25 protein-coding genes and 1 pseudogene are annotated in these 24751 nt (G+C 66.3%); 10 read left to right on the top strand and 16 right to left on the bottom strand.

Annotated elements, in window-relative coordinates; genetic code table 11:
- Positions 1 to 135: 135 nt before the first annotated feature.
- Both ACYCO6_RS16775 and ACYCO6_RS16770 read right to left on the bottom strand, forming a co-directional pair.
- A complete protein-coding gene (locus ACYCO6_RS16775) occupies positions 136 to 1053 on the bottom strand; it encodes an inositol monophosphatase family protein (protein WP_459773060.1) in 918 nt (305 codons plus the stop codon).
- Positions 1054 to 1331: 278 nt separating this feature from the next.
- Positions 1332 to 1865, bottom strand: coding sequence for a DUF1003 domain-containing protein (locus ACYCO6_RS16770; protein WP_459773058.1), 534 nt, complete (start codon positions 1863 to 1865; stop codon positions 1332 to 1334).
- A 455-nt stretch (positions 1866 to 2320) separates the two neighbouring features.
- Here ACYCO6_RS16770 and ACYCO6_RS16765 point away from each other — a divergent pair, with 455 nt between their 5' ends.
- The 4 genes from ACYCO6_RS16765 (at position 2321) to ACYCO6_RS16750 (ending at position 4799) form a co-directional block, all read left to right on the top strand.
- Positions 2321 to 2932, top strand: coding sequence for a cysteine hydrolase family protein (locus tag ACYCO6_RS16765; protein WP_459773057.1), 612 nt, complete (start codon positions 2321 to 2323; stop codon positions 2930 to 2932).
- Between the two features lie 138 nt (positions 2933 to 3070).
- The gene (locus ACYCO6_RS16760; RefSeq protein ID WP_459773055.1) at positions 3071 to 3703 is read left to right on the top strand and encodes an SGNH/GDSL hydrolase family protein; all 633 of its coding nucleotides are present in this window, start codon (positions 3071 to 3073) and stop codon (positions 3701 to 3703) included.
- A 47-nt stretch (positions 3704 to 3750) separates the two neighbouring features.
- The gene (locus tag ACYCO6_RS16755; protein ID WP_459773053.1) at positions 3751 to 4062 is read left to right on the top strand and encodes a hypothetical protein; all 312 of its coding nucleotides are present in this window, start codon (positions 3751 to 3753) and stop codon (positions 4060 to 4062) included.
- A 497-nt stretch (positions 4063 to 4559) separates the two neighbouring features.
- Positions 4560 to 4799 (top strand): hypothetical protein, encoded by a 240-nt coding sequence (locus ACYCO6_RS16750; protein WP_459773052.1) that lies wholly within the window; start codon positions 4560 to 4562, stop codon positions 4797 to 4799.
- Between the two features lie 84 nt (positions 4800 to 4883).
- Here the strand turns inward: ACYCO6_RS16750 and ACYCO6_RS16745 are convergent, their stop codons facing one another.
- The 11 genes from ACYCO6_RS16745 to ACYCO6_RS16695 form a co-directional block, all read right to left on the bottom strand.
- A complete protein-coding gene (locus tag ACYCO6_RS16745) occupies positions 4884 to 5051 on the bottom strand; it encodes a hypothetical protein (RefSeq protein ID WP_459773051.1) in 168 nt (55 codons plus the stop codon).
- 213 nt (positions 5052 to 5264) lie between these two features.
- The gene (locus ACYCO6_RS16740) at positions 5265 to 5510 is read right to left on the bottom strand and encodes a hypothetical protein (protein ID WP_459773049.1); all 246 of its coding nucleotides are present in this window, start codon (positions 5508 to 5510) and stop codon (positions 5265 to 5267) included.
- A 16-nt stretch (positions 5511 to 5526) separates the two neighbouring features.
- A complete protein-coding gene (locus ACYCO6_RS16735; protein WP_459773047.1) occupies positions 5527 to 6576 on the bottom strand; it encodes a ketopantoate reductase family protein in 1050 nt (349 codons plus the stop codon).
- A gap of 506 nt (positions 6577 to 7082) precedes the next feature.
- The gene (locus ACYCO6_RS16730; RefSeq protein ID WP_459773046.1) at positions 7083 to 8480 is read right to left on the bottom strand and encodes an NAD(P)(+) transhydrogenase (Re/Si-specific) subunit beta; all 1398 of its coding nucleotides are present in this window, start codon (positions 8478 to 8480) and stop codon (positions 7083 to 7085) included.
- A gap of 4 nt (positions 8481 to 8484) precedes the next feature.
- Complete coding sequence (locus ACYCO6_RS16725; RefSeq protein ID WP_459770243.1) at positions 8485 to 8940, bottom strand: proton-translocating transhydrogenase family protein; 456 nt, start codon at positions 8938 to 8940, stop codon at positions 8485 to 8487.
- Positions 8941 to 8962: 22 nt separating this feature from the next.
- Positions 8963 to 10132 carry a Re/Si-specific NAD(P)(+) transhydrogenase subunit alpha gene (locus ACYCO6_RS16720; RefSeq protein WP_459770240.1) on the bottom strand — a complete coding sequence of 390 codons (1170 nt, stop codon included), beginning with the start codon at positions 10130 to 10132 and terminating at the stop codon, positions 8963 to 8965.
- 6 nt (positions 10133 to 10138) lie between these two features.
- Positions 10139 to 11023 carry a succinate--CoA ligase subunit alpha gene (gene sucD, locus ACYCO6_RS16715; RefSeq protein WP_459773045.1) on the bottom strand — a complete coding sequence of 295 codons (885 nt, stop codon included), beginning with the start codon at positions 11021 to 11023 and terminating at the stop codon, positions 10139 to 10141.
- Positions 11024 to 11025: 2 nt separating this feature from the next.
- Entirely contained in the window at positions 11026 to 12222 is a 1197-nt protein-coding gene (gene sucC, locus ACYCO6_RS16710; protein ID WP_459771942.1) for an ADP-forming succinate--CoA ligase subunit beta, read from the bottom strand.
- Positions 12223 to 12571: 349 nt separating this feature from the next.
- A complete protein-coding gene (oxc, locus tag ACYCO6_RS16705; protein WP_459768642.1) occupies positions 12572 to 14317 on the bottom strand; it encodes an oxalyl-CoA decarboxylase in 1746 nt (581 codons plus the stop codon).
- Between the two features lie 265 nt (positions 14318 to 14582).
- A complete protein-coding gene (gene frc / locus ACYCO6_RS16700; RefSeq protein WP_459768638.1) occupies positions 14583 to 15833 on the bottom strand; it encodes a formyl-CoA transferase in 1251 nt (416 codons plus the stop codon).
- Between the two features lie 426 nt (positions 15834 to 16259).
- Entirely contained in the window at positions 16260 to 17468 is a 1209-nt protein-coding gene (locus tag ACYCO6_RS16695) for an IS701 family transposase (RefSeq protein ID WP_459773483.1), read from the bottom strand.
- 164 nt (positions 17469 to 17632) lie between these two features.
- On the opposite strand from ACYCO6_RS16695, the pseudogene ACYCO6_RS16690 reads away from it, so the two are divergent.
- From ACYCO6_RS16690 to ACYCO6_RS16670, 5 genes and pseudogenes are all read left to right on the top strand, one after another.
- Positions 17633 to 18346 (top strand): annotated as a pseudogene (locus tag ACYCO6_RS16690) (IS5 family transposase).
- Complete coding sequence (locus ACYCO6_RS16685; protein WP_459773043.1) at positions 18347 to 18517, top strand: hypothetical protein; 171 nt, start codon at positions 18347 to 18349, stop codon at positions 18515 to 18517.
- A 448-nt stretch (positions 18518 to 18965) separates the two neighbouring features.
- Entirely contained in the window at positions 18966 to 19838 is an 873-nt protein-coding gene (locus tag ACYCO6_RS16680) for a Dps family protein (protein WP_459773042.1), read from the top strand.
- A gap of 186 nt (positions 19839 to 20024) precedes the next feature.
- Positions 20025 to 20759: a DUF4396 domain-containing protein gene (locus ACYCO6_RS16675; protein WP_459773041.1), complete on the top strand. Its 735-nt coding sequence runs from the start codon at positions 20025 to 20027 to the stop codon at positions 20757 to 20759.
- A gap of 46 nt (positions 20760 to 20805) precedes the next feature.
- Positions 20806 to 21537, top strand: a complete 732-nt coding sequence (locus tag ACYCO6_RS16670) for a Crp/Fnr family transcriptional regulator (protein ID WP_459773039.1) — start codon at positions 20806 to 20808, stop codon at positions 21535 to 21537.
- A 288-nt stretch (positions 21538 to 21825) separates the two neighbouring features.
- On the opposite strand, the gene groL is transcribed toward ACYCO6_RS16670, so the two are convergent.
- Positions 21826 to 23466 (bottom strand): chaperonin GroEL, encoded by a 1641-nt coding sequence (gene groL / locus ACYCO6_RS16665; RefSeq protein ID WP_459773037.1) that lies wholly within the window; start codon positions 23464 to 23466, stop codon positions 21826 to 21828.
- A 50-nt stretch (positions 23467 to 23516) separates the two neighbouring features.
- Positions 23517 to 23831: a co-chaperone GroES gene (groES, locus tag ACYCO6_RS16660; protein ID WP_459773035.1), complete on the bottom strand. Its 315-nt coding sequence runs from the start codon at positions 23829 to 23831 to the stop codon at positions 23517 to 23519.
- Positions 23832 to 24121: 290 nt separating this feature from the next.
- Between groES and ACYCO6_RS16655 the strand changes: the two genes are divergently transcribed.
- Positions 24122 to 24394 (top strand): usg protein, encoded by a 273-nt coding sequence (locus ACYCO6_RS16655; protein WP_459773033.1) that lies wholly within the window; start codon positions 24122 to 24124, stop codon positions 24392 to 24394.
- A gap of 38 nt (positions 24395 to 24432) precedes the next feature.
- Here the strand turns inward: ACYCO6_RS16655 and ACYCO6_RS16650 are convergent, their stop codons facing one another.
- On the bottom strand, positions 24433 to 24702 hold the full coding sequence (locus ACYCO6_RS16650; RefSeq protein ID WP_459773031.1) for a hypothetical protein: 270 nt from the start codon (positions 24700 to 24702) through the stop codon (positions 24433 to 24435).
- Positions 24703 to 24751: the final 49 nt, after the last annotated feature.

Here is a 24751-nt window from a genome sequence, read left to right as displayed (position 1 = left end):
CGGCGACAGACATCCACAACCGCTGCGAGCGACCCACCGAGGAAGAGTCGATGTGGCCGAGGAAACGACCAGCCCCGCATGATCCTTGTGTCGAGAGGCGGGCTCGGGCGCTGGACCAGCGCCGGCTGATCAACGTCAGGAGGTCTGCACCTCCCGGTTGAGCAAACCCTGAGAATCCGGAATGCCCTTGATGAGAGCCGTCCAGACCTGATCCCAGATCTGCGCGCTTCGTGCTGCCAGGAGACCGAGCCGCTTGGCTCCGGGCCTGAACGGATCCCGGTTCAGATACGCGGCATGGCCGCCGCTCTCCTGTAGCAGGAGGATCCCTGCCGTGTGGTCCCACGGCATGCTTCGCCAGAACAGCACGAAGTCCTGCTGCTCCTGGATGAGAGAGAGGTACTCCGCTCCCGTGCACTTGCAGCCTGACGTAACGTGACCAACAGCTGAGAGGCGCCTCTCGATGGCTTGCCGCAATCCGGCGTCGAAATAGCGGGTCCAAGCGGCACCGCGCAGATCGCTCGTCGAGGGGGAGGCCGCCGCTGCCCGCCCTGCTGAGAGGCCCTCGCTTCGGCCTGCGGTGAGCAGGACGTCCTCAAGGGGATCGAGGATCCAGGCCAGAACCGGCGCGCCGCGGTACAGAAGCGCCACCATCATGGTGATGGGCTTCCGCCCCTCTGTGAAGTTCGCTGTGCCGTCGAGCGGATCGATGAGCCAGACCCATTCATCATCGAGGTGCAAGAGCAATTTGGGATTGGCTGCGACCGCCTCCTCGCCAATCACCCGTGAATGCGGAAGGAGGGTCCCGACGGTTGCGGTCAACCGGCTCTCAACCTCACGGTCGATCCGCGTCACAAGCGTGCCGGATGCCTTCCGTGAGACCTCCGCAGGGCCAGAGCCACCGAAGCTGGGGATGACCAGTGAGCGCGCCGCTTCTCGCAGCGCAGATGATACGGCCTCTTGAAGGTCGGTCGAGAGCAGAGCGCGCCACGCGTTGTCCTGCCCACCTACCTTCGCTAAGCCGGGCTGCCCTGGCCTCCTCGCAGATTGGTCCATCTCACAAGCTCATCTTTTCGTGCAGTCCTCTTGCGCGTTGGACACACGGGAGCTGCAAGCCATGGTACGCTCCTGAACGCCGGGCCGCGAGAGTGCGGTGCGGCGCGCAACCTCGAACCAGATCGACGGCTCCCTGGCCCGAAAGGTCGGGCGTGGCAGCCGCGTATTGCCTTCGTGCTGCAGACGCGGTCGCTGAGCCGCTTGCGCGGGAGAAGGCTCCGCCGCTGCGAGGATCTGGGTTCGGCGGCCACCCGACCGAACAGAGCCGGTGGGAGGCCTCACGAGCCGCCATTCCGCTCGATCTCGTCGAGCACAGCGTCCGGGGCGACGTCCTGCTGAAGCTCCTCAACCTCGTCGTCCGCCCTCGTCTCGATGCCGAGATGCTTCGTGATCGCGGAGACCATGGTTACCAGCTTAGTCACCTCGTGCTCAGCCAGGAGGCTGATGTGCAGGTCGAGGTCGGCGCGCTTGTCAGCGGCGGCCGCCATGCGGTTCTGACTGATCAGCACGAAGGTCGACAGGAAGATCGCTTCAACGGAAGCCGCGGTACCGAGGATCACAAACGACTCGTCCCACTTCGGCAGCAGCGTCACCAGGCCCGAGTTCACGAGGATCCAGAAGCCGAACAGCACCACGTGCAGATAGACGAAGGCCATGCTGCCGGTGAAGCGCGTGATCGCCTCGGCGACACGCTCCTGCAGTGACGCCTGCCGCTCCTCATGGCTGCGGCGCTCCTGGAGCGTGCGGATGTTGCGCGCGAGCGCCGGCGACAATCCGCTCGGCTGGGGCGGTGGGAAGGTCGGTTTCGGCATCCGGCGCACACGACGCTCGGATTGGACATTCATTGGCGTGCACCCCGTCAGCACCTTTACAATCCAACCCTGCGAACGCCCTACCCGATCCCGTCATCCGGATCTCAGCCCGCATTCGGCGACCGGGAACCTCAAGCTGTGCGAAGGCGGCCGGATCGAGTGGCTGTCACAAGCAGCGCACTGGCTGCACCACGAAGTGGCGGACCAAATTGGCAATGCAATTGCGAGCTTCACGGGTCAGCGACTGAGGCGCCGATCCGTGTCTGATCGGCTATATACAGGGATTACGGTCGACATTTTCCGTTCATCTCCCGATAGGCCCTGGAACGCACTTCAGCGTATGCTGGCCACACCTCGGGACCGACGTGACTTGATCCATGTTTGTCGCGGAACTCGCCCCGACGCGCCTGGTTGAACGGTCCACAGGCGGGTCAAGACCTCGGGGTGAGCGCCGGATGGCAGGAGATGACGAGCTTCGGTTCGGAGCATTGGGTGACAGCTGCGCGCATCTCTGCGTCGACATGCAGCGGATGTTTGCCGAGCATACGGACTGGTGCACGCCGTGGATGCCGCGGGTCCTGCCGAAGGTTCAGGCGATCGTTGAGGCCCACCCGCATCAAACCCTGTTCACCCGCTTCATCCCGGCCCAGGAGCCCGGCCAGGGCGAAGGTACCTGGAAGCGATACTACGAGCGCTGGGCCTCCATGACGGTCGAGCGGCTCGGCGCGGACCGGATCGAGCTGGTGCCGGAACTCGCCCGGTTCGTGCCCCCCGCCGAAACGATCGACAAGCACGTCTACTCGCCCTGGGTCGAGACGGGCCTCCACGAACGCCTGCGCGGGCGCGGCATCGACACGCTCGTGGTCACGGGTGGCGAGACGGATGTCTGCGTGCTCGGCACGGTGCTGGGGGCCGTTGACCGCGGCTACCGCATCGTCATCGTCACGGACGGGCTCTGCAGCTCCTCGGACGAGGCGCACGACGCGATGCTCACCCTCTACCACAGCCGCTACGGCCAGCAGGTCGAGACCGTCACCACGCGGACCCTGCTCCGCCACTGGGCGTAGCGGAGGCTGGATCCGGGAACGCGAGACGATGCCGGCGTGCAGGCTGAGCCGATCTGTCCGCCGGCGCGGCATCCTCGCGGCGGCTCTCCTGTTCGCGCCGCGCGCCCGGTCCCGGACGCTAAACCCCGAGAGGAACCCATGCCGCACGTCGTGCTCCTCGGCGATTCCGTCTTCGACAACGCCGCTTACCTGGGCGGAGGGCCGGACGTGGTCTCGCAGCTTCGAGCAATTCTCCCCGCCAGTTGGCAGGCGAGCCTTCTCGCCGTCGACGGCAACGTCATCGCGGACGTGCCCCGTCAGCTCGCCGGTCGCCCTCGGGACGCGAGCCACCTCGTGGTCAGCGTCGGCGGCAACGATGCGCTGCGGGCCGCCGCCGTGCTGGATCGGGCCGCCCGATCCGTGGCCGAAGCCCTGGCTGTTCTGGCCGACGTGCGAGACCGCTTCCGGGCCGAGTACGGCGCCATGCTGGACACGGTGCAGGCGACGAGCCGGCCGGTGGCACTCTGCACGATCTACGATCCGCGCTATCCCGACCCGCAGCGGCGGCGCCTGACCGGAGCGGCCCTCGCCCTGCTCAACGACGTCATCACACGCGAGGTCTTCGCGCGCGGCCTCCCGCTGATCGACCTGCGCGTGCTCTGCGGCGAGGACGCGGATTTCGCCAATCCCATAGAGCCCTCGGTCGAGGGTGGGCGGAAGATCGCAAAGGCTGTCGCGGCGCTCGTGCAGGCGCCCCCCGAGCATCCGGGCAGCCCGGTCTTCGCGCGCTGAGGACAGAGCGCCCGCTGCCCCGCCGATCCCCACTGTGAATCCGCGCCATGCCCCACCACCTGATCCAGATCCTCCTGCCTCTCACGGACAACGAGGGCCGGTGCTTCCCGCCCGCCGCGTATGCGCGCGTGCGCTCTGAACTCATCGAGCGGTTCGGCGGCATGACGGCTTTCACCCGCGGCCCGGCTGAAGGCCTCTGGGAGGAGAACGGCAGGACGGCTCGCGACGACATCGTCGTGTTCGAAGTCATGACGCCCGATCTCGACGCTCCCTGGTGGGACGGCTACCGGCGCAGCCTGGAGACCCGGTTCCGACAGGAGCGCATCGTTATCCGCGCGCAGGATTTCGCGCTGCTCTGATCGAAACGGGATGAAAGGCGCGGGATCCGGTGCCGGTGTCGGTCTTACGGTCAAGACGGCTCCGCCATCGCCTCTCGCAGGAGGGCAGGGACCCCATCAGCGATCTCCCCGGGGCGCGCCGCCTGGTGCTGGACCGGGTCGAGGAGGGCATCACCGGGCCGCGCAAAGATGATCCTGTGGCGGCGCAGCGAGGCTACGGACGCGAACTGATCGAGGGGCGCTACCCTACGCTCTGAAAGCTCTGACCAGCTACGATTTCGGCGAGACTGAGCTGCGCTGCAGGATCGATCTACCGCTGAGCCAATTTGCTTGATGGATGCCCAAATCGCACCAGTCGGACCGGACACTTCGGAAAGCCAGTGGCCATCCGCCACGCTTGAGTGTGCCAAGGGTGCAAGCCCCTTTCCACAGCCGCATCCCGGGCCAACACCAGAACCCACCGTGCTACTGACCGCGTTGTACGTCTCAGCCAATCCTCGTGAGCTGGGGAGGCGAACATGGGCATGGATCGCGAGGCGGAAGTTCAGCGGCTCAACGAGGCGGATAGCCATATCGCCAAGACCGAGCGGCACATCACGGCACAGCGGGCCCTCGTGGAGAGGCTACGGACGGGCGGCCACGACACGCACGAGGCCGAACGCCTCCTCAAGACGATGGAGGAGACCCTCGCCGCCGAATACGAGCACCGCAAACTGACCTTGGAGATGATCGACCAGATCGACGCTGGTCTCGCCTGACTGACCGCAGACGCAAAAAGCCCCGCCGGGCGCTGGGCCAAGCGGGGCAATTCCTTTTGCGGCGCAGCAGCGGCGCGGGGGCGATCAGGCGGCGAGCTTCGTCACCGCCCGGACGTTCTCGTTGCTGGCGACCAGGCCGGCCCCGGCCATGGGAGCGCTGCTCTTCGAGCTCAGGCGGTCAGCCACGAAGGGGAGCAGGGCGACGTTGGCGGCAACGGCGGCGACGAGCGCTGAGGCGAGAAGAGCAGTCATGGTGGGCAATCCGTTTGGCGTTTGCGTTGCAACATTTATGACGGAAGCCAGCCCACACTGGTATGCCAGATACCAGATGCCGGACATGCAATATTTGCACGGCCAGGGCCGTCACATAGCCAAGCCACACGTGGCGAACCTCCTGGTGCCTGTCGGGAGGCATATTCGGCGCGGCATGTTTCCCAACGCCGGTTCGGCGGGCAGCGTGACGGCTCAGGTCTGCTTGGGGTCGTGAGCGGGCGTAACGACTACGTCCTGTGCCTGGCAGCAGGTCAGGTCGGCCTCCTCGAACGCGCCCAGATCTGCCAGCAGCGCGCCGAGAGCCACGCGGTCTTCCGGCCGCCCGGTTTCCGCAGCGATCCCGCGCCGTTCGTCCAACGCCGCAGTGAGGTTCAAGCCGCAGGCTTGGTCGACCGCCAGCGGCACACCCCGGATGTCTTCGAGCGGCGCGCCGGTCACGCTCGCGCGAGCTTGATCAGCCCTCGATGACGCGCTCGTCGAGCTTTTGGTCGACGATCTCGACCGTGCGGTCGATCTCGGCGCTGGGCTCGCCGAGCTGGTGCGCGATCAGTTTCACGAGCAGATCGACCCGCTCGATGTAGGGCGCGCCGTTCGCCACCGCCCGCGCGGCCGAGGACGGCTTCAGCAGGCTCTCGGCGGCCTTGGCGTATTTCTCGAACGGCACCTGATCGGCCGGATCGGCGCCGAGCTTCCGGGCGATTGCGTCGACGTGATCGTAGATCGCCCGCGAGCGCGCCAGATCGCCGTGGACGGCGTCGTGGATCGACTGCGGCTCGCCCGGGGTGATGCAGCGGTAATTGCCGGTCAGCAGCATCGACCACTTCGCCAGCGGCACGAACAGCGAGTCGAACACCTTGAGCTTGACCGGCACGTCCTGCCCGTCGAGGCGCACCGCGTCGATGTCGGCCTCCAGCTCCCGGAGCATCCGGTTGTGCGCCGCGTCCGCGAAGGTCGCAGCCTTGAAGTTCGTCGGCAGCCCGACATGCAGGACGTTGGCCTCCTCCTCGGGCGGCCGGAAGGCCTGCGGGTCGGGGGAGCAGAGCGACATCAGCCCCGGCTCGAACCGGTCCCAGACGCCGGCATTGGTGTAGGCGTCCTCGAGGTCCATGGCGGCCAGCGCCGGGATCCGCTTGAGATAGGGCAGCGGCGGCATGTTCATGATCGACAGGCACGGCAGCCTCGCCGCCGCGATCTTGATCATGAGGACGCGGATCGTGTGGTTGTTGTACTGCGGCTCCTGCATGGCGAGACCGACGAGGTCGTAGCGCGACACGTCGACGTCTTCCGGCGGCATCGCGTCGAGCTTGCCGGGCAGGTCGCGCGACAGGATCGAGCGGTGGTTCGGCTCGTCGCGCAGCTTGATGCGGACCTCGGTGCCCGCCCGGTTGATCAGGTCGGCGGTCTTGCGCCGGCAGACCAGGGTCACGTTGTGACCGGCCATCAGGAGCTTGGTCCCCAGCAGCGAACCGTAGGAAGCCCCCAGGATCAGCGTATTTCGCGGCATGTTCTCTCCCACGACCGTAAATGTCTCGCCTTAGCCGTCTAAAGGCGGTCGGTAAGCTCGTGTGACTGGCGTGCCGCCGCCTCAACCAGGCCAAGGAGATAGACGAGAGATTCCGCCAACAAAAATCATTTTATCTGACGATATGCGTAAAATATTTTACTGATGTCGGACGCTTTCGCGCCGAAGTATCTGATCAATTTTAATCTGGCACAGAACAATTTGCGTGTCCTGGCGTATCGACGATGCTTGCGGATCCGGTGCTTGATCCGCAAGCTCCAACGCAGGGCGAGCGCGCTGCGGCCGAGATGGAAATCGGCAGGAGTGGTTCGAAGATCTCCTGCGTCACGACTGAGGGCCACCACCGCAAACCATTCGGATCGAGGAGCAATGCCGATCGACTCGCATTAATCTCACGCCCATCGGCGGGGCGCCGATCTGAGATTGAAGAGATCGGGCCCCGACCATGCGCTCAACGCGCCCTCAGGCCTGTGGCAGGAATGGACGTATCAGAAGGATTTGAGCACCGAGTCGACGACTTTCTTGGCGTCGCCGAACAGCATCATGGTGTTGTCGCGGAAGAACACCTCGTTCTCGACGCCCGCGTAGCCCGAGCCCATGCCGCGCTTGATGAACAGCACGGTCTTGGCCTTTTCCACGTCGAGGATCGGCATGCCGTAGATCGGCGAGGCCTTGTCGGTCTTGGCCGCCGGGTTGGTGACGTCGTTGGCGCCGATCACGAAGGCCACATCGGCCTGCGGGAACTCGCCGTTGATGTCCTCCAGCTCGAACACCTCGTCGTAGGGCACGTTCGCCTCGGCCAGCAGCACGTTCATGTGACCCGGCATGCGGCCCGCCACCGGGTGGATGGCGTACTTCACGTCGACGCCTTCCTTCTTCAGCATGTCGGCCATCTCGCGCAAGCTGTGCTGCGCCTGGGCGACCGCCATGCCGTAGCCCGGGACGATGATCACCCGCTCGGCGTTCTTCATGATGTAGGCCGCGTCGTCGGCCGAGCCCTGCTTCACCGGCCGCGTCTCGACCTGGCCCGTGCCGGCCGCGGCGGTGTCGCCGCCGAACCCGCCCAGGATGACCGAGATGAACGACCGGTTCATCGCGTGGCACATGATGTAGGACAGGATCGCGCCCGAGGAGCCGACCAGCGAGCCGGTGATGATCAGCGCGAGGTTGCCCAGGGTGAAGCCGATGCCGGCCGCCGCCCAGCCCGAGTAGGAGTTGAGCATCGACACGACCACCGGCATGTCGGCGCCGCCGATCGGGATGATGATCAGACCGCCCAGAACCAGCGCGGCGATGACGATCAGCCAGAACAGGGCCTTCGACTCGGTGCCGATGAACAGCGCGATCAGCAGCACGAGGCCCGCGGCCAGCAGCCCGTTGATCAGGTGGCGCTGCGGCAGCAGGATCGGCTTGCCGGACATCCGCCCGTCGAGCTTGGCGAAGGCGATCACCGAGCCGGTGAACGTGATGGCGCCGATGGCCACGCCCAGCCCCATCTCGAACAGCGACTGCTTGTGGAAGTGGCCGTTCTCGATGATCCCGAAGGCCTGCGGCGCGTAGAGCGCCCCGGCCGCCACGAACACCGCCGCCAGACCCACCAGCGAGTGGAAGGCCGCCACGAGCTGCGGCATCGCGGTCATCGGCACGCGCTTGGCGATCACCGCGCCGGCGCCGCCGCCGATCCCGAGGCCGAGCAGGACCAGCACCCAGGCGCCGATCCCAGCCGGCGGATGGCCGATCAGGGTGGTCAGGATGGCCAGCCCCATGCCGACCATGCCGTACAGGTTGCCCTGACGGGAGGTGGTGGGGTGCGAGAGCCCCCGCAGCGCCATGATGAACAGGACGCCGGCGACGATATACAGAAGGGAGGAGACGTTCTCGGACACCGGCTCAGCCCTTCTTCTTGTACATGCCGAGCATGCGCTGCGTGACGAGGAAGCCCCCGAAGATGTTCACGCTGGCGAGCACGATGCCGATGAAGCCGAAGAACCGGGCGAGCCCGGTGCCCTTCTCGATCAGCGGGACGCCGACCGCCAGGATCGCGCCGACGATGATCACCGACGAGATCGCGTTGGTGACCGACATCAGCGGCGTGTGGAGCGCCGGGGTCACCGACCAGACCACGTAGTAGCCGACGAAGATCGCCAGCACGAAGATCGCCAGCCGGAACACGGTGGGATCGACCGCGCCGCCGGTGGCGGCGCTGAGCCCGTGGCCCATGCCGTCGGCGATGGCCTGGGCCTGGTCGGCGGCGTTGCGGGCGACCGCGGCCGCGGCGCGCGCGGCGTCGGCCAGCACGCGGGCCTGATCGGCCGCCTGATCGGGAGGAACGACGACGTTTGCCATGCTGGTTTCCCTCGCGATCGGATCAGGCGGCGCCGACCGCCGGCGCGGCGGTCTCGGCCTTCGGCTGGAAGGACGCGTGCACGACGGAGCCGTCACGCGTCAGGTTGGTGGCCTTCACCAGCTCGTCGTCCCAGTTGATGGCCAGCGCCTTCGTCTCCTTGTCGATCAGCGTCTCGACGAAGGCGTAGAGGTTGCGCGCGTAGAGGCTCGACGCGGTGGCGGCGAGGCGGCCCGGCACGTTGGTGTGGCCGACGATCTTCACCCCGCGCTCGGTGGTGACGACCTCGCCGGCCTTCGCGCCGGCGACGTTGCCGCCGCGCTCCACCGCGAGATCCACCAGGACCGAACCGGGCTTCATCGACGCGACCATCTCCTCGGAGACGAGCTTCGGCGCCGGACGGCCCGGGATCAGGGCCGTGGTGATGACGATGTCCTGCTTGGCGATGTGGCCGCGCACGAGCTCGGCCTGCTTCTTCTGGTACTCGGCCGACATCTCCTTGGCGTAGCCGCCCGCGGTCTCGGCCTGCTTGAACTCGTCATCCTCCACGGCGACGAACTTGGCGCCGAGCGATTCGACCTGCTCCTTCGTGGCCGGGCGCACGTCGGTGGCGGTCACGACCGCGCCGAGGCGGCGGGCCGTGGCGATGGCCTGGAGGCCCGCGACGCCGACGCCCATCACGAAGACCCGGGCGGCCGGAACCGTGCCGGCGGCGGTCATCATCATCGGCATGGCGCGGCCGTACTCGGCCGCGCCGTCGACCACGGCGCGGTAGCCCGCGAGGTTCGCCTGCGAGGACAGCACGTCCATGACCTGCGCGCGGGTGATGCGCGGCATCAGCTCCATGGCAAAGCCCGAGACGCCGGCCTCGGCCATGGCCTTGAGGGCGGTCTCGTTGCCGTAGGGGTCCATGATCGCCACGACCGTGGCGCCGTGCTTGAAGAGCGGCAGCTCCTCGGCGCCCGGGCGGCGGACCTTGAGGACGAGATCGGCGTCGCGGGCGGCGTCGGCGGCACTCCCGGCGATGCTCGCCCCGGCAGCCTCATATTCGGAATCGAGGATCCCGGCCTTCATGCCGGCGCCCGACTGCACCACCACGTCGGCGCCGAGCGCCTTGAACTTCTTGACGGTCTCCGGGACCGCGGCCACGCGCGGTTCCGCGGAGTCCGTCTCGGACAGCACAGCAATGCGCATGGTGCTTCAACCTTTGAGCACGTCGACCAGGGTCGAGCCCAGCCGGGCGGGCGACGGCGAGACGCGGATCCCGGCCTCTTCCATGGCGGCGATCTTGTCCTCGGCGCCGCCCTTGCCGCCCGAGATGATCGCGCCGGCATGGCCCATGCGGCGGCCCGGAGGCGCCGTGCGGCCGGCGATGAAGCCGACCATCGGCTTCTTGCGCCCGCGCCTGGCCTCGTCACGCAGGAACTGCGCCGCCTCCTCCTCGGCCGAGCCGCCGATCTCGCCGATCATCACGATCGACTCGGTCTTCGGATCAGCCAGGAACAGCTCCAGCACGTCGATGAACTCGGTGCCCTTCACCGGGTCGCCGCCGATGCCCACCGCGGTGGTCTGACCGAGACCGGCATTCGAGGTCTGGAACACCGCCTCGTAGGTCAGCGTGCCCGAGCGGGAGACGATGCCGACCGAGCCCGGCCGGAAGATGTTGGCCGGCATGATGCCGATCTTCGACGCGCCCGCCGTGACGATGCCCGGGCAGTTCGGCCCGACGAGCCGGGACTTCGAGCCGGTCAGCGCCCGCTTCACCTTCACCATGTCGAGCACCGGAATGCCTTCCGTGATGCAGACGATCAGCGGCACCTCGGCGGCGATCGCCTCGCAGATCGCGTCGGCGGCGCCCGGCGGCGGCACGTAGACCACCGAGGCGTCGGCGCCCGTGGCCGCGCGGGCCTCGGCGACCGTGTCGAAGACCGGCAGGCCGAGGTGGCTGGAGCCGCCCTTACCCGGGCTCGTGCCGCCGACCATCTTGGTGCCGTAGGCAATCGCCTGCTCGGAGTGGAAGGTCCCGTTCTTGCCGGTGAAGCCCTGGCAGATGACCTTGGTGTTGGCGTCGATCATCACCGACATGATCAGGCTCCCTTCACGGCGGCGACGATCTTCTGGGCGGCGTCGTCGAGGTCGTCCGCCGGGATGACGTTGAGGCCGGAACTGCGGATGATGGCCTTGCCCTGCTCGACGTTGGTGCCTTCCAGCCGCACCACCAGCGGCACCTGCAGACCCACCGCCTTGACGGCCGCGATCACGCCGTTGGCGATCACGTCGCACTTCATGATCCCGCCGAAGATGTTGACGAGGATCCCCTTCACGTTCGGGTCGGCGGTGATGATCTTGAACGCCGCCGTGACCTTCTCCTCGGAGGCGCCGCCGCCGACATCGAGGAAGTTCGCCGGCTCCTCGCCGTAGAGCTTGATGATGTCGAGGGTCGCCATGGCCAGGCCGGCGCCGTTGACCATGCAGCCGATCGTGCCGTCGAGCGCGATGTAGGCGAGGTCGTACTTCGACGCCTCGATCTCCTTGGCGTCCTCCTCGGTCTCGTCGCGCAGCGCGACGATGTCGGGGTGCCGGTAGAGGGCGTTCGAGTCGAAGGCCATCTTGGCGTCGAGGCACTTGAGGTGCCCGTCCGCGGTCAGCACCAGCGGGTTGATCTCGAGCAGGCTCATGTCCTTGGCGACGAAGGCCGCGTAGAGCTTCTCGGTGAGCGCGGCGGCCTCCTTGGCCTGGGCGCCCGACAGCCCCAGCGCCTTGGCGACGGCGCGGCCGTGATGGGGCATGACGCCGGTGGCCGGGTCGACCGCGATCGTGTGGATCTTCTCGGGCGTGTCGTGGGCCACCGCCTCGATGTCCATGCCCCCCTCGGTGGAGACCACGAAGGCGACGCCGCCGGTGGCGCGGTCGACCAGCATCGAGAGGTAGAATTCCTCGGCGATCTGGGCGCCTTCCTCGATGTAGAGGCGGTTGACCTGCTTGCCGGCCGGGCCGGTCTGGATCGTCACCAGCGTCTGGCCGAGCATCTCGCCGGCGAACTGCTTGACCTCGTCGATCGACTTGGTGACGCGCACGCCGCCCTTGGCGCCCTCGGGTGCCCCCTTGAACGTGCCCTTGCCGCGACCGCCCGCGTGGATCTGGCTCTTCACGACCCAGACGGGACCGCCGAGCTCCTTGGCGGCGGCCTCGGCCTCCGACGGGTTGAAGATGGCCACGCCGCGGGAGACCGGCAGGCCGAACTCCTTCAGCACGGCCTTGGCCTGGTATTCATGGATATTCATAGAATAATAGCCATTTATCTAAGATGATAAGCTTCGTTATATCAATCGGAACTCGAAAACATTAAAAATAATCTGTCTTCAAGAGGAAATTAAATTCGAACCGGTGCGCGCAAGAATTCTGCCTCATTCACGCCGTGATGGAAATTTCTTAGTATTGTACTCGACGGTTTCTGTCGGGAAGACACGAGCCGGCAGCGGCTGGTGGGCTGGCAGGAGTGGGCGGAAGTGCAGGCGTCTTGCGAGGTCGGGATCGACCATCGCAGGTTCTTCCTGCGACAGGCACAGGCCGGCTCGCGCGACGCGAGCCGGCCCGCTTGCGTTTCTAGGCGAGCGGGCGGACCCGCTGCCCTCACTTCTTCTTCTTGATGCCGCTCTGCGGGTTGAGGCTGCCGATGTTGCCGCTCTCGCTGCCGGCGGCCGGGTCGATCACGGCGTTGACCAGCGCGGGCCGGCCGGAGTTCATCGCCTCGTTGACCGCGCGGGTCAGCTCGTCCGGCGTGGTGACGTGGTAGCCGACGCCGCCAAAGGCCTCCATCATCTTGTCGTAGCGGGAGTCCTTCACGAACACCGTCGTGGCCGGGTCACGCCCGGTCGGGTCGGCGTCCGTGCCGCGGTAGATGCCGTTGTTGTTGAACACCACGATGCAGACCGGCAGCTCGTACCGGCAGATCGTCTCGATCTCCATGCCGGAGAAGCCGAAGGCGCTGTCGCCTTCCACCGCCAGGACCGGCTTGCCGGTCTCGATCGCGGCCGCGACGGCAAAGCCCATGCCGATGCCCATGATGCCCCAGGTGCCCACGTCCAGGCGCTTGCGCGGCTGGTACATGTCGATGATGCCCCGGGCGAGGTCGAGGGTGTTGGCGCCCTCGTTGACCAGGATCGCGTCCGGCCGCTCCTTGATGATCGTGCGCAGCGCCCCCAGAGCGGCATGGAAGTTCATGGGCGAGGCATTGTTCATGAGCTTGGGCGCCATCTTGGCGATGTTCGCCTCACGCTTGGCCTTCAGCGTGTCGATCCAGTCGGCCGGCGGCTGCTGCCAGCCCTGGCCCATCCCGTCGAGCAGCGCCTGCACGCAGGAGCCGATATCGCCGACCACCGGAGCGACGATCTCGACGTTCGAGTCCATCTCGCGGGGCTCGATGTCGATCTGGATGAACTTGGTCGAGCCGGGCTCGCCCCAGGTCTTGCCCTTGCCGTGGGACAGCAGCCAGTTCAGCCGGGCGCCGATCAGCAGCACCACGTCCGAGTCCTTCAGCGCCGTGGAGCGTGCCGCGCCCGCCGAGAGCGGGTGGGTGTCGGGCAGGAGGCCCTTGGCCATGCTCATCGGCACGTAGGGGATGCCGCTCGTCTCCACCAGCGCCCGGATCGCCGCGTCGGCCTGCGCGTAGGCGGCTCCCTTGCCCAGCACGATCAGCGGCCGGCGGGCGGATTTCAGCACCTCCAGGGCCCGGGCAATCGCCTCGGGGGCAGGGTGCTGGGCCGGGGCCGGATCGATCACCTTGACGAGCGACTTGCGGCCCGCCTCGGCGTCCATCACCTGGGAGAACAGCTTGGCGGGCAGGTCGAGATAGACGCCGCCCGGGCGGCCCGAGCAGGCCGCGCGGATCGCGCGGGCCACGCCGATGCCGATATCGGCCGCATGCAGCACCCGGAAGGCCGCCTTGCAGAGGGGCTTGGCGATGGCGAGCTGATCCATCTCCTCGTAGTCGCCCTGCTGCAGGTCGACGATCTCCCGCTCGGAGGAGCCCGAGATCAGGATCATCGGGAAGCAGTTGGTGGTGGCGTTGGCCAGCGCCGTCAGGCCGTTCAGGAAGCCCGGGGCCGAGACGGTGAGGCAGATGCCGGGCTTCTTGGTGAGGAAGCCCGCGATCGCCGCGGCGTTGCCGGCGTGCTGCTCGTGCCGGAACGAGATGACCCGCATCCCCTCGGCCTGCGCCATCCGGCCGAGGTCGGTGATCGGGATGCCCGGCACACCGTAGATGGTCTCGATGCCGTTGAGCTTGAGCGCGTCGATGACGAGGTGGAAGCCGTCGGTCAGGTCCGGCTCGGCCTCGATTTCGGGTGTGTTGTGAACGATCTTGGCCAGAGCGGTCATCGGGGTATCTCCAGAATGGTCAGCTGCGGTGCGGGCGACCCGGGCCGGGTCAGGGCGTGCGGCCGGGGCCGAGGTGCCGCTCACGTCACCCCGGTTTCGAGCCGCGCGTGCCGCCGCAAGTCGCCGGGAGTCGGCGAGTAGATCTCGCCGAACTCCCGGAAATACACCGCGGCGGTCAATACGAAGACCGTTAGGTTGTGCCCGCAGGTCAGGAGAACGATCGCCGCCAGCGCCGCGGCTGCGAATACGACTGAGCGGCGATCGATCAGACTGCGCGGGCCGCGTGCATGGCCTGGATCTGCTCCTGCGTGTAGCCGAGGCCGGCCAGCACCTCGTCGGTGTGCTCGCCGAGCAGCGGCGAGGCCTTCACCTCCACCTTCATGTCGGAGAACTTGATCGGGCTCCCGACGGTCAGGTACTTGCCGAGCTTCGGGTGCGCCACCTCGACCACGGTGCCGCTCTCGCGCAGGGACTTGTCCTCGGCGATCTCCTTCATCGACAGCACCGGCGCGCAGGGGATGTCGTAGGTGCGCAGGATGTCCACCGCCTCGAACTTGGTCTTGTCGGCGAGCCACTCCTCGATCGTCGCGAAGATGTCGAAGATCTTGTCCTGGCGGGCGCGGGGGGTGTTGTAGGCCGGATCGGTGATCCACTCCTCCTTGCCGAGCGCCTTGCAGATCGGCGCCCAGGCATGACCCTGGATGGTGAAGTAGATGTAGGCGTTCGGGTCGGTCTCCCAGCCCTTGCACTTGAGCACCCAGCCCGGCTGGCCGCCGCCGCCCGCGTTGCCGCCGCGCGGCACCACGTCCGAGAACTCGCCGTGCGGGTACTGCGGGTACTCCTCGAGGTAGCCCAGCGCATCGAGGCGCTGCTGGTCGCGCAGCTTCACCCGGCACAGGTTGATCACCGAGTCCTGCATCGACACGGCGACCTTCTGGCCCTTGCCGGTCTTGTTCTTCTGGTGGAGCGCCGTGAGGATGCCGATGGCAAGGTGCATGCCGGTGTTGGAATCGCCGAGCGCGGCGGCGCTGACGGTGGGCGGCCCGTCCCAGAAACCCGTGGTCGAGGCGGCGCCGCCGGCGCACTGCGCGACGTTCTCGTAGACCTTCAGGTCCTCGTAATGGTGACCGTCGGAGAACCCCTTCACCGAGGCGAGGATCATGCCCGGGTTCAGCTCCTGAATGCGCGCCCAGGAGAAGCCCATCCGGTCGAGCGCGCCGGGGCCGAAATTCTCGACCATGACGTCGGAGTTGCGGATCAGCTTCTCCAGAACCTCCTTGCCGGCCTGGGTCTTGGTGTCGAGGGTGAGGGAGCGCTTGTTGGAGTTCAGCATCGTGAAGTAGAGCGCGTCCGCGTCCTCGACGTGACGCAGCTGGGTGCGGGTCACGTCACCGGCGCCGGGGCGCTCGACCTTGATCACGTCGGCGCCGAACCACGCCAGCAGCTGCGTGCAGGCGGGCCCAGCCTGAACGTGCGTGAAGTCGATGATCTTGATCCCTTCCAGCGGCTTACTCATTGGGGCTTCCTCTGTTCGCTAACGGTGGCGAAAGTTTTCAATGCGGCATCGGAACCTACCGAATAGCCGGTCGACCGTCTCTTGGTATCTGGTATACCACATACACAATCTCGTCAATCCCGCACCGCGGATGCAGGCCCGGGGCCTGATCGATATGATGGGCTGGCGTCAGGTCGGACTGATCGAGAGCATCAGCCTAGCATTACAGTTGCGTTTTTGTGCGTGTTGGCTGACGGTTGGCCCGGCTTGGCTTCCGGCGCTGCCGCCGCCGTTTGGCGTCTGACGCGCGTTGTTTGAGATGGGCCTGGCGGGCGGCCGCCTGATGGGCCCGTCGCCAGAGCGACCATGCGATGACGTGAGCGGGCTGAATGCGCCGCTGCGCCAGCCGCACCGCGATGCGACGGATCTCCTGCACCGACCAGCGGATCAGTGGGCGCGCCGTCTCGGCCGGGCTCGGCTTTTTGGGGGCGGCGCGTTGGCGTGATGGCGGATCACCGCCAGCAGGGCGAAGGCCATCATGACCAAGCTGACGTGCCGGTGCCAACCGTGCCAGGAACGGGTCTCATTGTGAGCGAGCCCGAGTTCGGTCTTGGCCGTCTCGAACGCGTCCTCGATGCTCCAACGCCGTCCCTCGACGCTGACCAGGGTCTGGATCGGCGTGCCGGCCGGGCACCAGGTCGTGAAGTAGGCCCGCTCGCCATCGCTCAGGCTGCGGCGGATCAGGAGCCCCCGCGTCCACAGGCCGGTCTGGTCGTAGGCGGCCCCATCGAGGTTGGCCAGTTCACAATAGGCCCAGTCGTACAGCCGCGCGCCCTTCGTCCCGTCGCCCGCCGACAGGCGCGTCCAGGCCGAGGAAGCCAGGCCATCCGCGATCGTCTCGGCGGTGCCGGCCACCAGCGGCTTGCCGGCCCAGGAGTGGAACGGGTGATCGCTCTTAACCCCGAGCACGTAACCCTTGCCCGCCCGCCGCAGTGCCATCTCGATGTCGCCGACCCCGTAGACGGTGTCGGCCGCCACCCAGGAAAACGGCACGCCGGCGGCCATCGCCCGCTCGATCATCGCCAGAGCCAATCCCGGCTTGGTTGCGAAGGTCGTCCCCTTCGGCACGTGGGCGGCGGCCAGCCGGGCTGGATCCGAGGTCCAGGTCTGGGGCAGGTACAAGGCCCGATCGATGAAGGCATGACCGTGCCGTGAGACATAGGCCGCGAATACGCCGATCTGACAGTTCGTGATCTTGCCGGCCAAGCCGGTGTACTGGCGATGCACGCCGCACGAGGCCTTGCCCTGCTTCAGAAAGCCGGTCTCGTCGAGAACCAGAACCGCATCCGGGTCGGCCAGCGTCTCCAGAGCATAGTCACGCACCACGTCGCGCAGAGCGTCGGCGTCCCAGCGTCCGCGCCCAAGCACCGCCTGCTGGCGCCAGGGCCCCGGATCGCCCGCGGCTTCCGCCCGCATCCAACCCGTCTTGCGCCGCTCTGCACCGAGCAGTCCATCCAGGAACGCTCCGGCCGAGGCGGCGACCCGGTCCTGGGTGAACAGAGGCCGCATGCGCCCCTTCACCTCCCGGAGCGACGAGGCCCACAACTCCAGCGTCGCCTCGACCGAACTCTCCGACGTCCATGATGCGCGAATCATGGCCACGCAAAGAGTCAGAACCTCGCCCAAAACGCAACTGTAATGCTAGGTAGGGAACTCATACAACCATTTGCCACCGCTCGCGTTTTCTTCCTGAGTTTGGGGTTTCCGGCGCAGGAGGATGGCGATGGCACGACTGTTCTGGCTCTCAGGCCTGGGCGCGGATTGAGCCGCACTTGCCTCACGGTCGACCGGGCAAGCCTCGGGTCGATGACAGACGGGTGATCAGCGGCATCCTGCATGTGCTGAAGATCGGCTGCCGCTGGCAGGATACGCCCTGCGCCTACGGCCCGCACACGACGATCTACAACCGCTACAACAGGTGGTCGCAGCGTGGGGTCTGGCAGCGTCCGTTTGCCAAGATCGCAGCCGCAGGCCCTATCCCCGACGAGCTGATGCTCGACGCCTCGCACGTGAAGGCCCATCGTTCGGCCGCAGGCGGAAAGGGGGGGCCTGGAGCCAGGCCCTCGGGCGCTCGCGCGGCGGCTTCACGAGCAAAATCCATTGCTTGGCCGATGGTCGTGGCCGACCGGTTGCGTTCGCCCTGACACCGGGCAACGTGGCTGATATCAGCATGGCACTGCCTTCTGCTGCGGGCGGTCGTTCCCCCCAAGCGCCTGATCGCCGACAAGGCCTACGATGCGCAGAGCCTGAGGGATTGGCTGAAGAGCCATCGGGTGATCGCCACCCTCCCGTCCACGGCCACCCGGACGGTGCCCTACAAGCACAGCCGGATCGCATACCGTCGGCGTAATCGGATCGAGCGTCTGTTCGGCCATCTCAAAAACTGGCGGCGCGTCGCGACCCGCTATGATCGTCTGGCCTGCAACTATCTGGCCGCCGTCGCGCTCGCCGCCTGCGTTCTCGCATGGACCTGAATGAGTCCCCTACCTGCCGAGGTGCAGGCGCGCGGTGGCGACGCCGATCCGTTGCGCGTGATGCAGGAGCTCGGCCAAGCCATAGGCTTCGTCGCCGCCGGTATGATCTTCGTCGCCAGGGACAATCCGGAGCGTACGGTCAGAAATCTCCCCCCCACCATGAGCGTCTGACTGGCGGCCTCGGCCGGCATCGTGGCCGGGGCGGCCCAGTTCACGCTGCTCGCGGCGGCAATGGGGTTCGGGCTCGCCATCCTCATCCTGATCACCGCCCTGAAGCGTCCCGGGCTTGCCCGAACAGAGCAGGACGACCGAAGGGCGCGGTGGCGCTCACTGAGACGATCAACGCTCGCCCAACATGAGATCGTCCCACCGGCGTGGCCGACGTCGGTGCAATCGCATTCGCCGGGGGCGAATGGGCTGTCGGGAAAGTCCTGACAAAGAATAGGATCGATCAGTGATTCTCCCGACAAAAACTTGAGCTCTCCGGCAGATGCAAGCCGTCAAAAAGTAAATTCGCTGTCATGCTGGAACGGCGATTTCGGCGGCGCCTTTGATCGCTGTAGGCGCCGCCTCACCTTGCTCGGAACGGCGCAGCTCCGGATGAGATCGAGAGTTCTGGATGACGAAGCATATCGGCACGCTCACGGCCTCAGTTCTGCTTGCCTCAGCCGCGTTCACCCCGGCCTTTGCCCGTGCCGCCGATGCATCAGGCCAGGCCGATCCCTCGGCGGCCCCGGTGCCGGTCGCTCCCTCGGCCATGCAGGTGTTCTCGCACATGCAATTCGCTCAGGCGGATCGCCCTGCGCCGACAAAAGACCAGCAGGTGCCCGGTGGACAGACCACCACCATGCGCCAGTCCTCACAAACCCAGGTGACGAGCCAGCAGCCGCTCGGGCCTTTCCCGACGAACGAGGCAACCCGCCAGCCCGTGATCGACCTCGGGATCGGCGAGGACGGGATAAAGAAGGACGTCGCCGCGCTTCAGCAGACCCTCACCGAGCTGCAGCAGCTTCAACTCCAGACCAAGCAGGCGCACTGGAACGCGTCCGGCACCCTGTACTATCCGCTGCATCTGCTGCTGCAGGAACACTACGAAGGCCTGTCGAAATACGCCGACACCATTGCGGAGCGGTTGCTCGCCGTCGGTGCCTCGGCAGATGGCCGGGCCAACACCATCGTGAAGACATCCGGGGTGCCGGAAATTCCGGGCGGCTTCCTCGACGACGCCCAGATCCTGGCGTGGTTCACCAACGCCTACAAGCGCGTGGGCGAGGAGGTGAACGCCGCGATCAAGGCCACCGAGGCGGTCGACCCGACGACCTCGAACCTGCTCCAGGAGGTGGAGCATGGGATCGCCAAGTATCAGTGGCAGATGCGGGCCCAGCTTCAGCGCACCGGCACCGATCCGAACACCGGCTGGGACCTCAACGATAACAAGCCGATCGATCTGCAGGGCCAGCAGACACCAGGCAAAAGCCAGTCAAAGCCCTGAATCCAGCGCGGGCCTCAAGCCGCCGTCCGGTGCGGGGCCAGCAATGCGGCGGACAGGGATCGAGATCGAGGTGCCCTGGCCAGGCGCGAAAGATCCACATGATCAGCGGCTGCTCCATTCTTCAGGATCTCCGGAGGGACCCCGTGTGCCGACCTGCTGTTGCACTTCGCATGTAAGGCGTGTTCTGTGTTTCCCGACTGGCTGCATCTTCTCTCGATTACCAGCTTACTTCTTGGTGGGACCTGCGCCCTCATCGTCTCAGTCGACGTGATCCGCCGCCCGCAGCACATGACGGTGATGAACATCGTCTGGCCCGTCGCGGCCCTGTTCGGCACGCTTGCCGTCGTCTGGGCCTACTTCCGATACGGACGGCTCGCTACGATGGAAGCGCACCACCACGCTAAGGAACGGGGCGAGAAGCCGCCCAACATGACGCAGACGCCCTTCCCGGTGATGGTTGGCAAGGGGGCGCTCCATTGCGGCAGCGGTTGCATGCTGGGCGATGTCGCTGCCGAGTGGCTCGCTTTCCTCGCACCCGCCGTCGCGGTCTGGCTCGGCTGGCAGTCGCTGTTTGGCGAGAAGATGTACGCGGTCTGGCTGCTCGACTTCCTGTTCGCGTTCGGCCTGGGCATCGTCTTCCAGTACTTCGCCATCGTACCTATGCGTGGGCTCTCACCCGGTGAGGGGATAGTCGCAGCGCTTAAAGCTGACACGGCCTCGCTGATCTCATGGCAGGTCGGCATGTACGGCTTCATGGCCTTTGCGCAGTTCTACCTCTTTCAGCACCTGCTTGGGCATCGAGCCGAGGTGAATTCGACGGAATTCTGGTTTGCCATGCAGATCGCCATGGTGACTGGTTTCCTCACCGCCTATCCCGTGAACTGGTGGCTCGTGAGTTCCGGCATTAAGGAAAAGATGTAACCTCCAAAGCATAAATGTTCAATGCGCAATACAGGTGCAGCAAGTCTTGACTCCCCTTCGCAACCTGATTCTGGCTGCACTCCCGCCTGCTGACTGGGCGCAGATCGAGCCACTTCTGGAATTTGTGCCGTTGCGACGGCGGCAAGTGCTGGAGGAGCCCCGTGCGGACATCCCGTACATCTACTTCGTCGAGCACGGGCTTGCTGCCGTGCAGGCGCGGACGCACGCTGATGGCGCCCACGGCATAGGGCTTCTCAGTCGCTTCGGGATGACCGGCCTGCCGCTCGTGCTCGGAACCAGGCGCTCGCCCTTGCGCGTCATCGTCCAGACCGCGGGCGAGGCTTATCGGCTGAAGGCCGCGGATGCCGAGGTGCTCTTCAGCGCAGATACCGCGCTCCGTCGATTGGCGCTGGGCTATGTGCAGGTGCGCATGGTCCACGTCGCTCAGGTGGCGTTGTGCAACGCGCATCATGATGTTGAGCACCGGGTCCAGCGCTGGTTGCTGCTGGCTCAGGACCTGCTGGGTGAGGACGAGATTTGCGTCGGCCATGCCACCATCGCCGCTCACCTTGGGATGCGACGGCCGAGCGTGAGCGAGCACGTCAAGCGGCTGGAGCAGGCTGGCCTCGTGAGCCAGAAGTTTGCCTGCATTACGGTACGGGATCGTGCGGGGCTGGAGCGGGGCGCGTGCGAGTGCCATCGGCTGATCTGGGCCGAGTACCGGAGGCTGCAACAGACCTCAGACTGGCAGCCCGCGGGGTACCCCGATGCGGCATAGGTCGGGTCCGCAACGGGCCGTACGAGGAGCCGCTTTCCCCCCTACCGATGCCCAGAAGCGGTCAGGCCGTTTTCGGCGACCATCAGTCACTCAGGTCCATCCGATCTGATTGGACGGCTTGGAAGCGGACGCTCCCGAGGCCTGCTTTGGGTCAGGGATTCACCGTGGCTGTGTTCGGCCGCGCGCCATCAGAAAGCCCCGCACCGTTTCCGCACGGGATGCTTTTCGGCAAAAAAGGGAGGCCGCCTTTCGGCGGCCTCCTTCCTCGGCTGGACGGATGGCCTGGACTTAGAAGTCCATGCCGCCCATGCCGCCGCCCGGCATCGCCGGAGCAGGGCTGTCCTTCTTCGGCGCGTCGGCGATCATCGCCTCGGTGGTCACCAGCAGGCCGGCCACGGAAGCCGCACCCTGCAGGGCGGTGCGCACCACCTTGGCCGGGTCGACGATGCCGGCCTGGACCATGTCGACGTACTCCTCGGTCTGGGCGTTGAAGCCGAAGGTCTCCGAGGAGGTGTTGTCGGTGATCTTGCCGACCACGATCGAGCCCTCCACGCCCGCGTTTTGGGCGATCTGGCGGATCGGCGCCTCAAGCGCCTTCAGCACGATCTTGATGCCGGCCTGCACGTCCGGAACGTCGGACTTCAGCTCGGAAACCGCCTTCTTGGCCCGCAGCAGCGCGGTGCCGCCGCCCGGGACGATGCCTTCCTCGACCGCCGCGCGGGTGGCATGCAGGGCATCCTCCACCCGGTCCTTCTTCTCCTTCACCTCGACCTCGGTCGAGCCGCCAACACGAATGATCGCAACGCCGCCCGCGAGCTTGGCCAAGCGCTCCTGCAGCTTCTCCCGGTCGTAGTCCGAGGTGGTCTCCTCGATCTGCGCCTTGATCTGCGCGATGCGGCCCTCGATGTCGGACTTCTCGCCGGCGCCGTCGATGATCGTGGTGTTCTCCTTCTCGATGCGCACGCGCTTGGCGCGACCGAGCATGGGGAGCGTCACGTTCTCGAGCTTGATGCCGAGATCCTCGGCGATCATCTGGCCCTTGGTCAGGATCGCGATGTCCTCGAGCATCGCCTTGCGGCGGTCACCGAAGCCCGGCGCCTTGACGGCCGCGACCTTCAGGCCGCCGCGCAGCTTGTTGACCACCAGGGTGGCGAGCGCCTCGCCCTCGATGTCCTCGGCGATGATCAGCAGCGGCTTGCCGGTCTGAACAACGGCCTCGAGCACCGGCAGCATGGCCTGGAGCGAGGAGAGCTTCTTCTCGTGGATGAGGATGTAGGGATCCTCGAGCTCGGCGACCATCTTCTCCGCGTTCGTGATGAAGTACGGGGAGAGGTAGCCGCGGTCGAACTGCATGCCCTCGACGACGTCGAGCTCGGTCAAAGCTGTTTTGGCTTCTTCAGCCGTGATGACGCCCTCGTTGCCCACCTTCTGCATGGCGTGGGCGATCATCTCGCCGATCTCCTTGTCGCCGTTGGCGGAGATCGTGCCGACCTGGGCGATCTCCTCCGACGAAACGACCTTCCTGGCGCGCGAGGTGATGTCCTTCACGGCGGCCTGCGTGGCGAGGTCGATGCCGCGCTTCAGGTCCATCGGGTTGATGCCGGCGGCGACGTACTTGGCGCCCTCGCGGACGATGGCGGCGGCCAGCACGGTCGCGGTGGTGGTGCCGTCACCCGCGAGATCGCTCGATTTCGAGGCCACTTCGCGCACCATCTGGGCGCCCATGTTCTCGAACTTGTCGGCGAGCTCGATCTCCTTGGCGACCGTCACACCGTCCTTGGTGATGCGCGGGGCGCCGAAGCTCTTCTCGATCACGACGTTGCGGCCCTTCGGGCCCAGCGTCACCTTCACCGCGTTGGCGAGAAGCTCGACGCCGTGCAGCATCTTCTCGCGGGCATCTGACGAGAAACGTACGTCTTTCGCTGCCATTGTGTGTCACTCCTTAACTTGGACATGACTGCGGGAATGGGCCCCTGATCTCAGGCGGCCTGCTTGAGCGCCTCGGAGGCGTCGATGACGCCCATGATGTCGGATTCCTTCATGATCAGGAGATCCTGACCGTCGATCTTGACCTCGGTGCCGGACCACTTGCCGAACAGCACGCGGTCGCCGGCCTTCACGTCGAGCGCGTTGACGCGGCCCTGCTCGTCGCGGGCGCCGGGACCGACGGCGACGACCTCGCCCTCCTGCGGCTTCTCCTTGGCGGTGTCCGGGATGATGATGCCGCCCCTGGTCTTCTCCTCGCTCTCGATGCGACGGACGACCACGCGGTCGTGCAGCGGACGGAACTTCATAGCTGCCTCCAGTCTGAGTGCTACAGATCGAGAAGTTCGCCAGACCCCAGATGGGCGGCCTGGCCACGGTCAGGCCGCGCCACCACAGAGCCACGCGCCGGATCCGCGTCCAAAACTTAGCACTCGCCAGGCGAGAGTGCCAGCGGCGGCGCGCGAGTTTGGCAGCCGCCGTTGTCGGCGAGTGCTAAAAGCCTGAAGCCGTTCGCGATTTTCCTGTTGTTAACAGCCGAGCCGGCAACCTTCTTGCTTCGTCGCGAGTCACTATCGGGATGAATGCAGGAGGTGCCGCCATGAGCGTTTCGACAGCCTTCCGTCGTCAGCTGGAAGGCTACAGCCTGACGACAGCCGAGATCCTGTACCACCTGCCCGACCATCCGCATCTGCTGCAGACCTTCATCTGGCAACAGCACGATCTGTTCCCGGAATTTCCCGAGCTGAGGCGCTTCCTGGCGTTCTGGCAGGAAGCCCTCGATGGGCCGCTGCACTCGGTGAAGGTGGCCCACAGCCGCCTGATCAGGCCCGCAGAACTGAGAGCCATCGGCAGCGAGTTCAACCTGCACTGACGCAGACGGGAGGCCCGCGGCAGCGATGGGCGTGTCGTTCAGTGCAGGCGCATGGTCCACTGCATGGCGCCCGGCGTGAACGGAGGAACAGCGCCGCCCGAGGCCACGAGGCGATCGTTCTCCTCGCCGGTCTCGGCGTCGATCGTGCGCTCCAGGATCGCGACGCCGGTCGTACGCTGACCGAGAGCCTCAGCGTAGAACCGTGCCGCACCGGGGTCATCAAACACGAGCGCCTGCCGCGCGCCGACCACCGTGCCGGCACGCTCAAACGGAAGGACGATGTAGGTTCTGGTGAACTCCGCTCTCATCACACTGCACCCATCGACGCGACTGATTGCGTGCTGAGGTGGGGAGCCC

The sequence above is a fragment of the Methylobacterium sp. CM6257 genome (assembly GCF_054611515.1).
The sequence above is the reverse complement of the archived record's forward strand: the minus strand, read 5'-3'. Positions and strand labels throughout refer to the sequence as shown.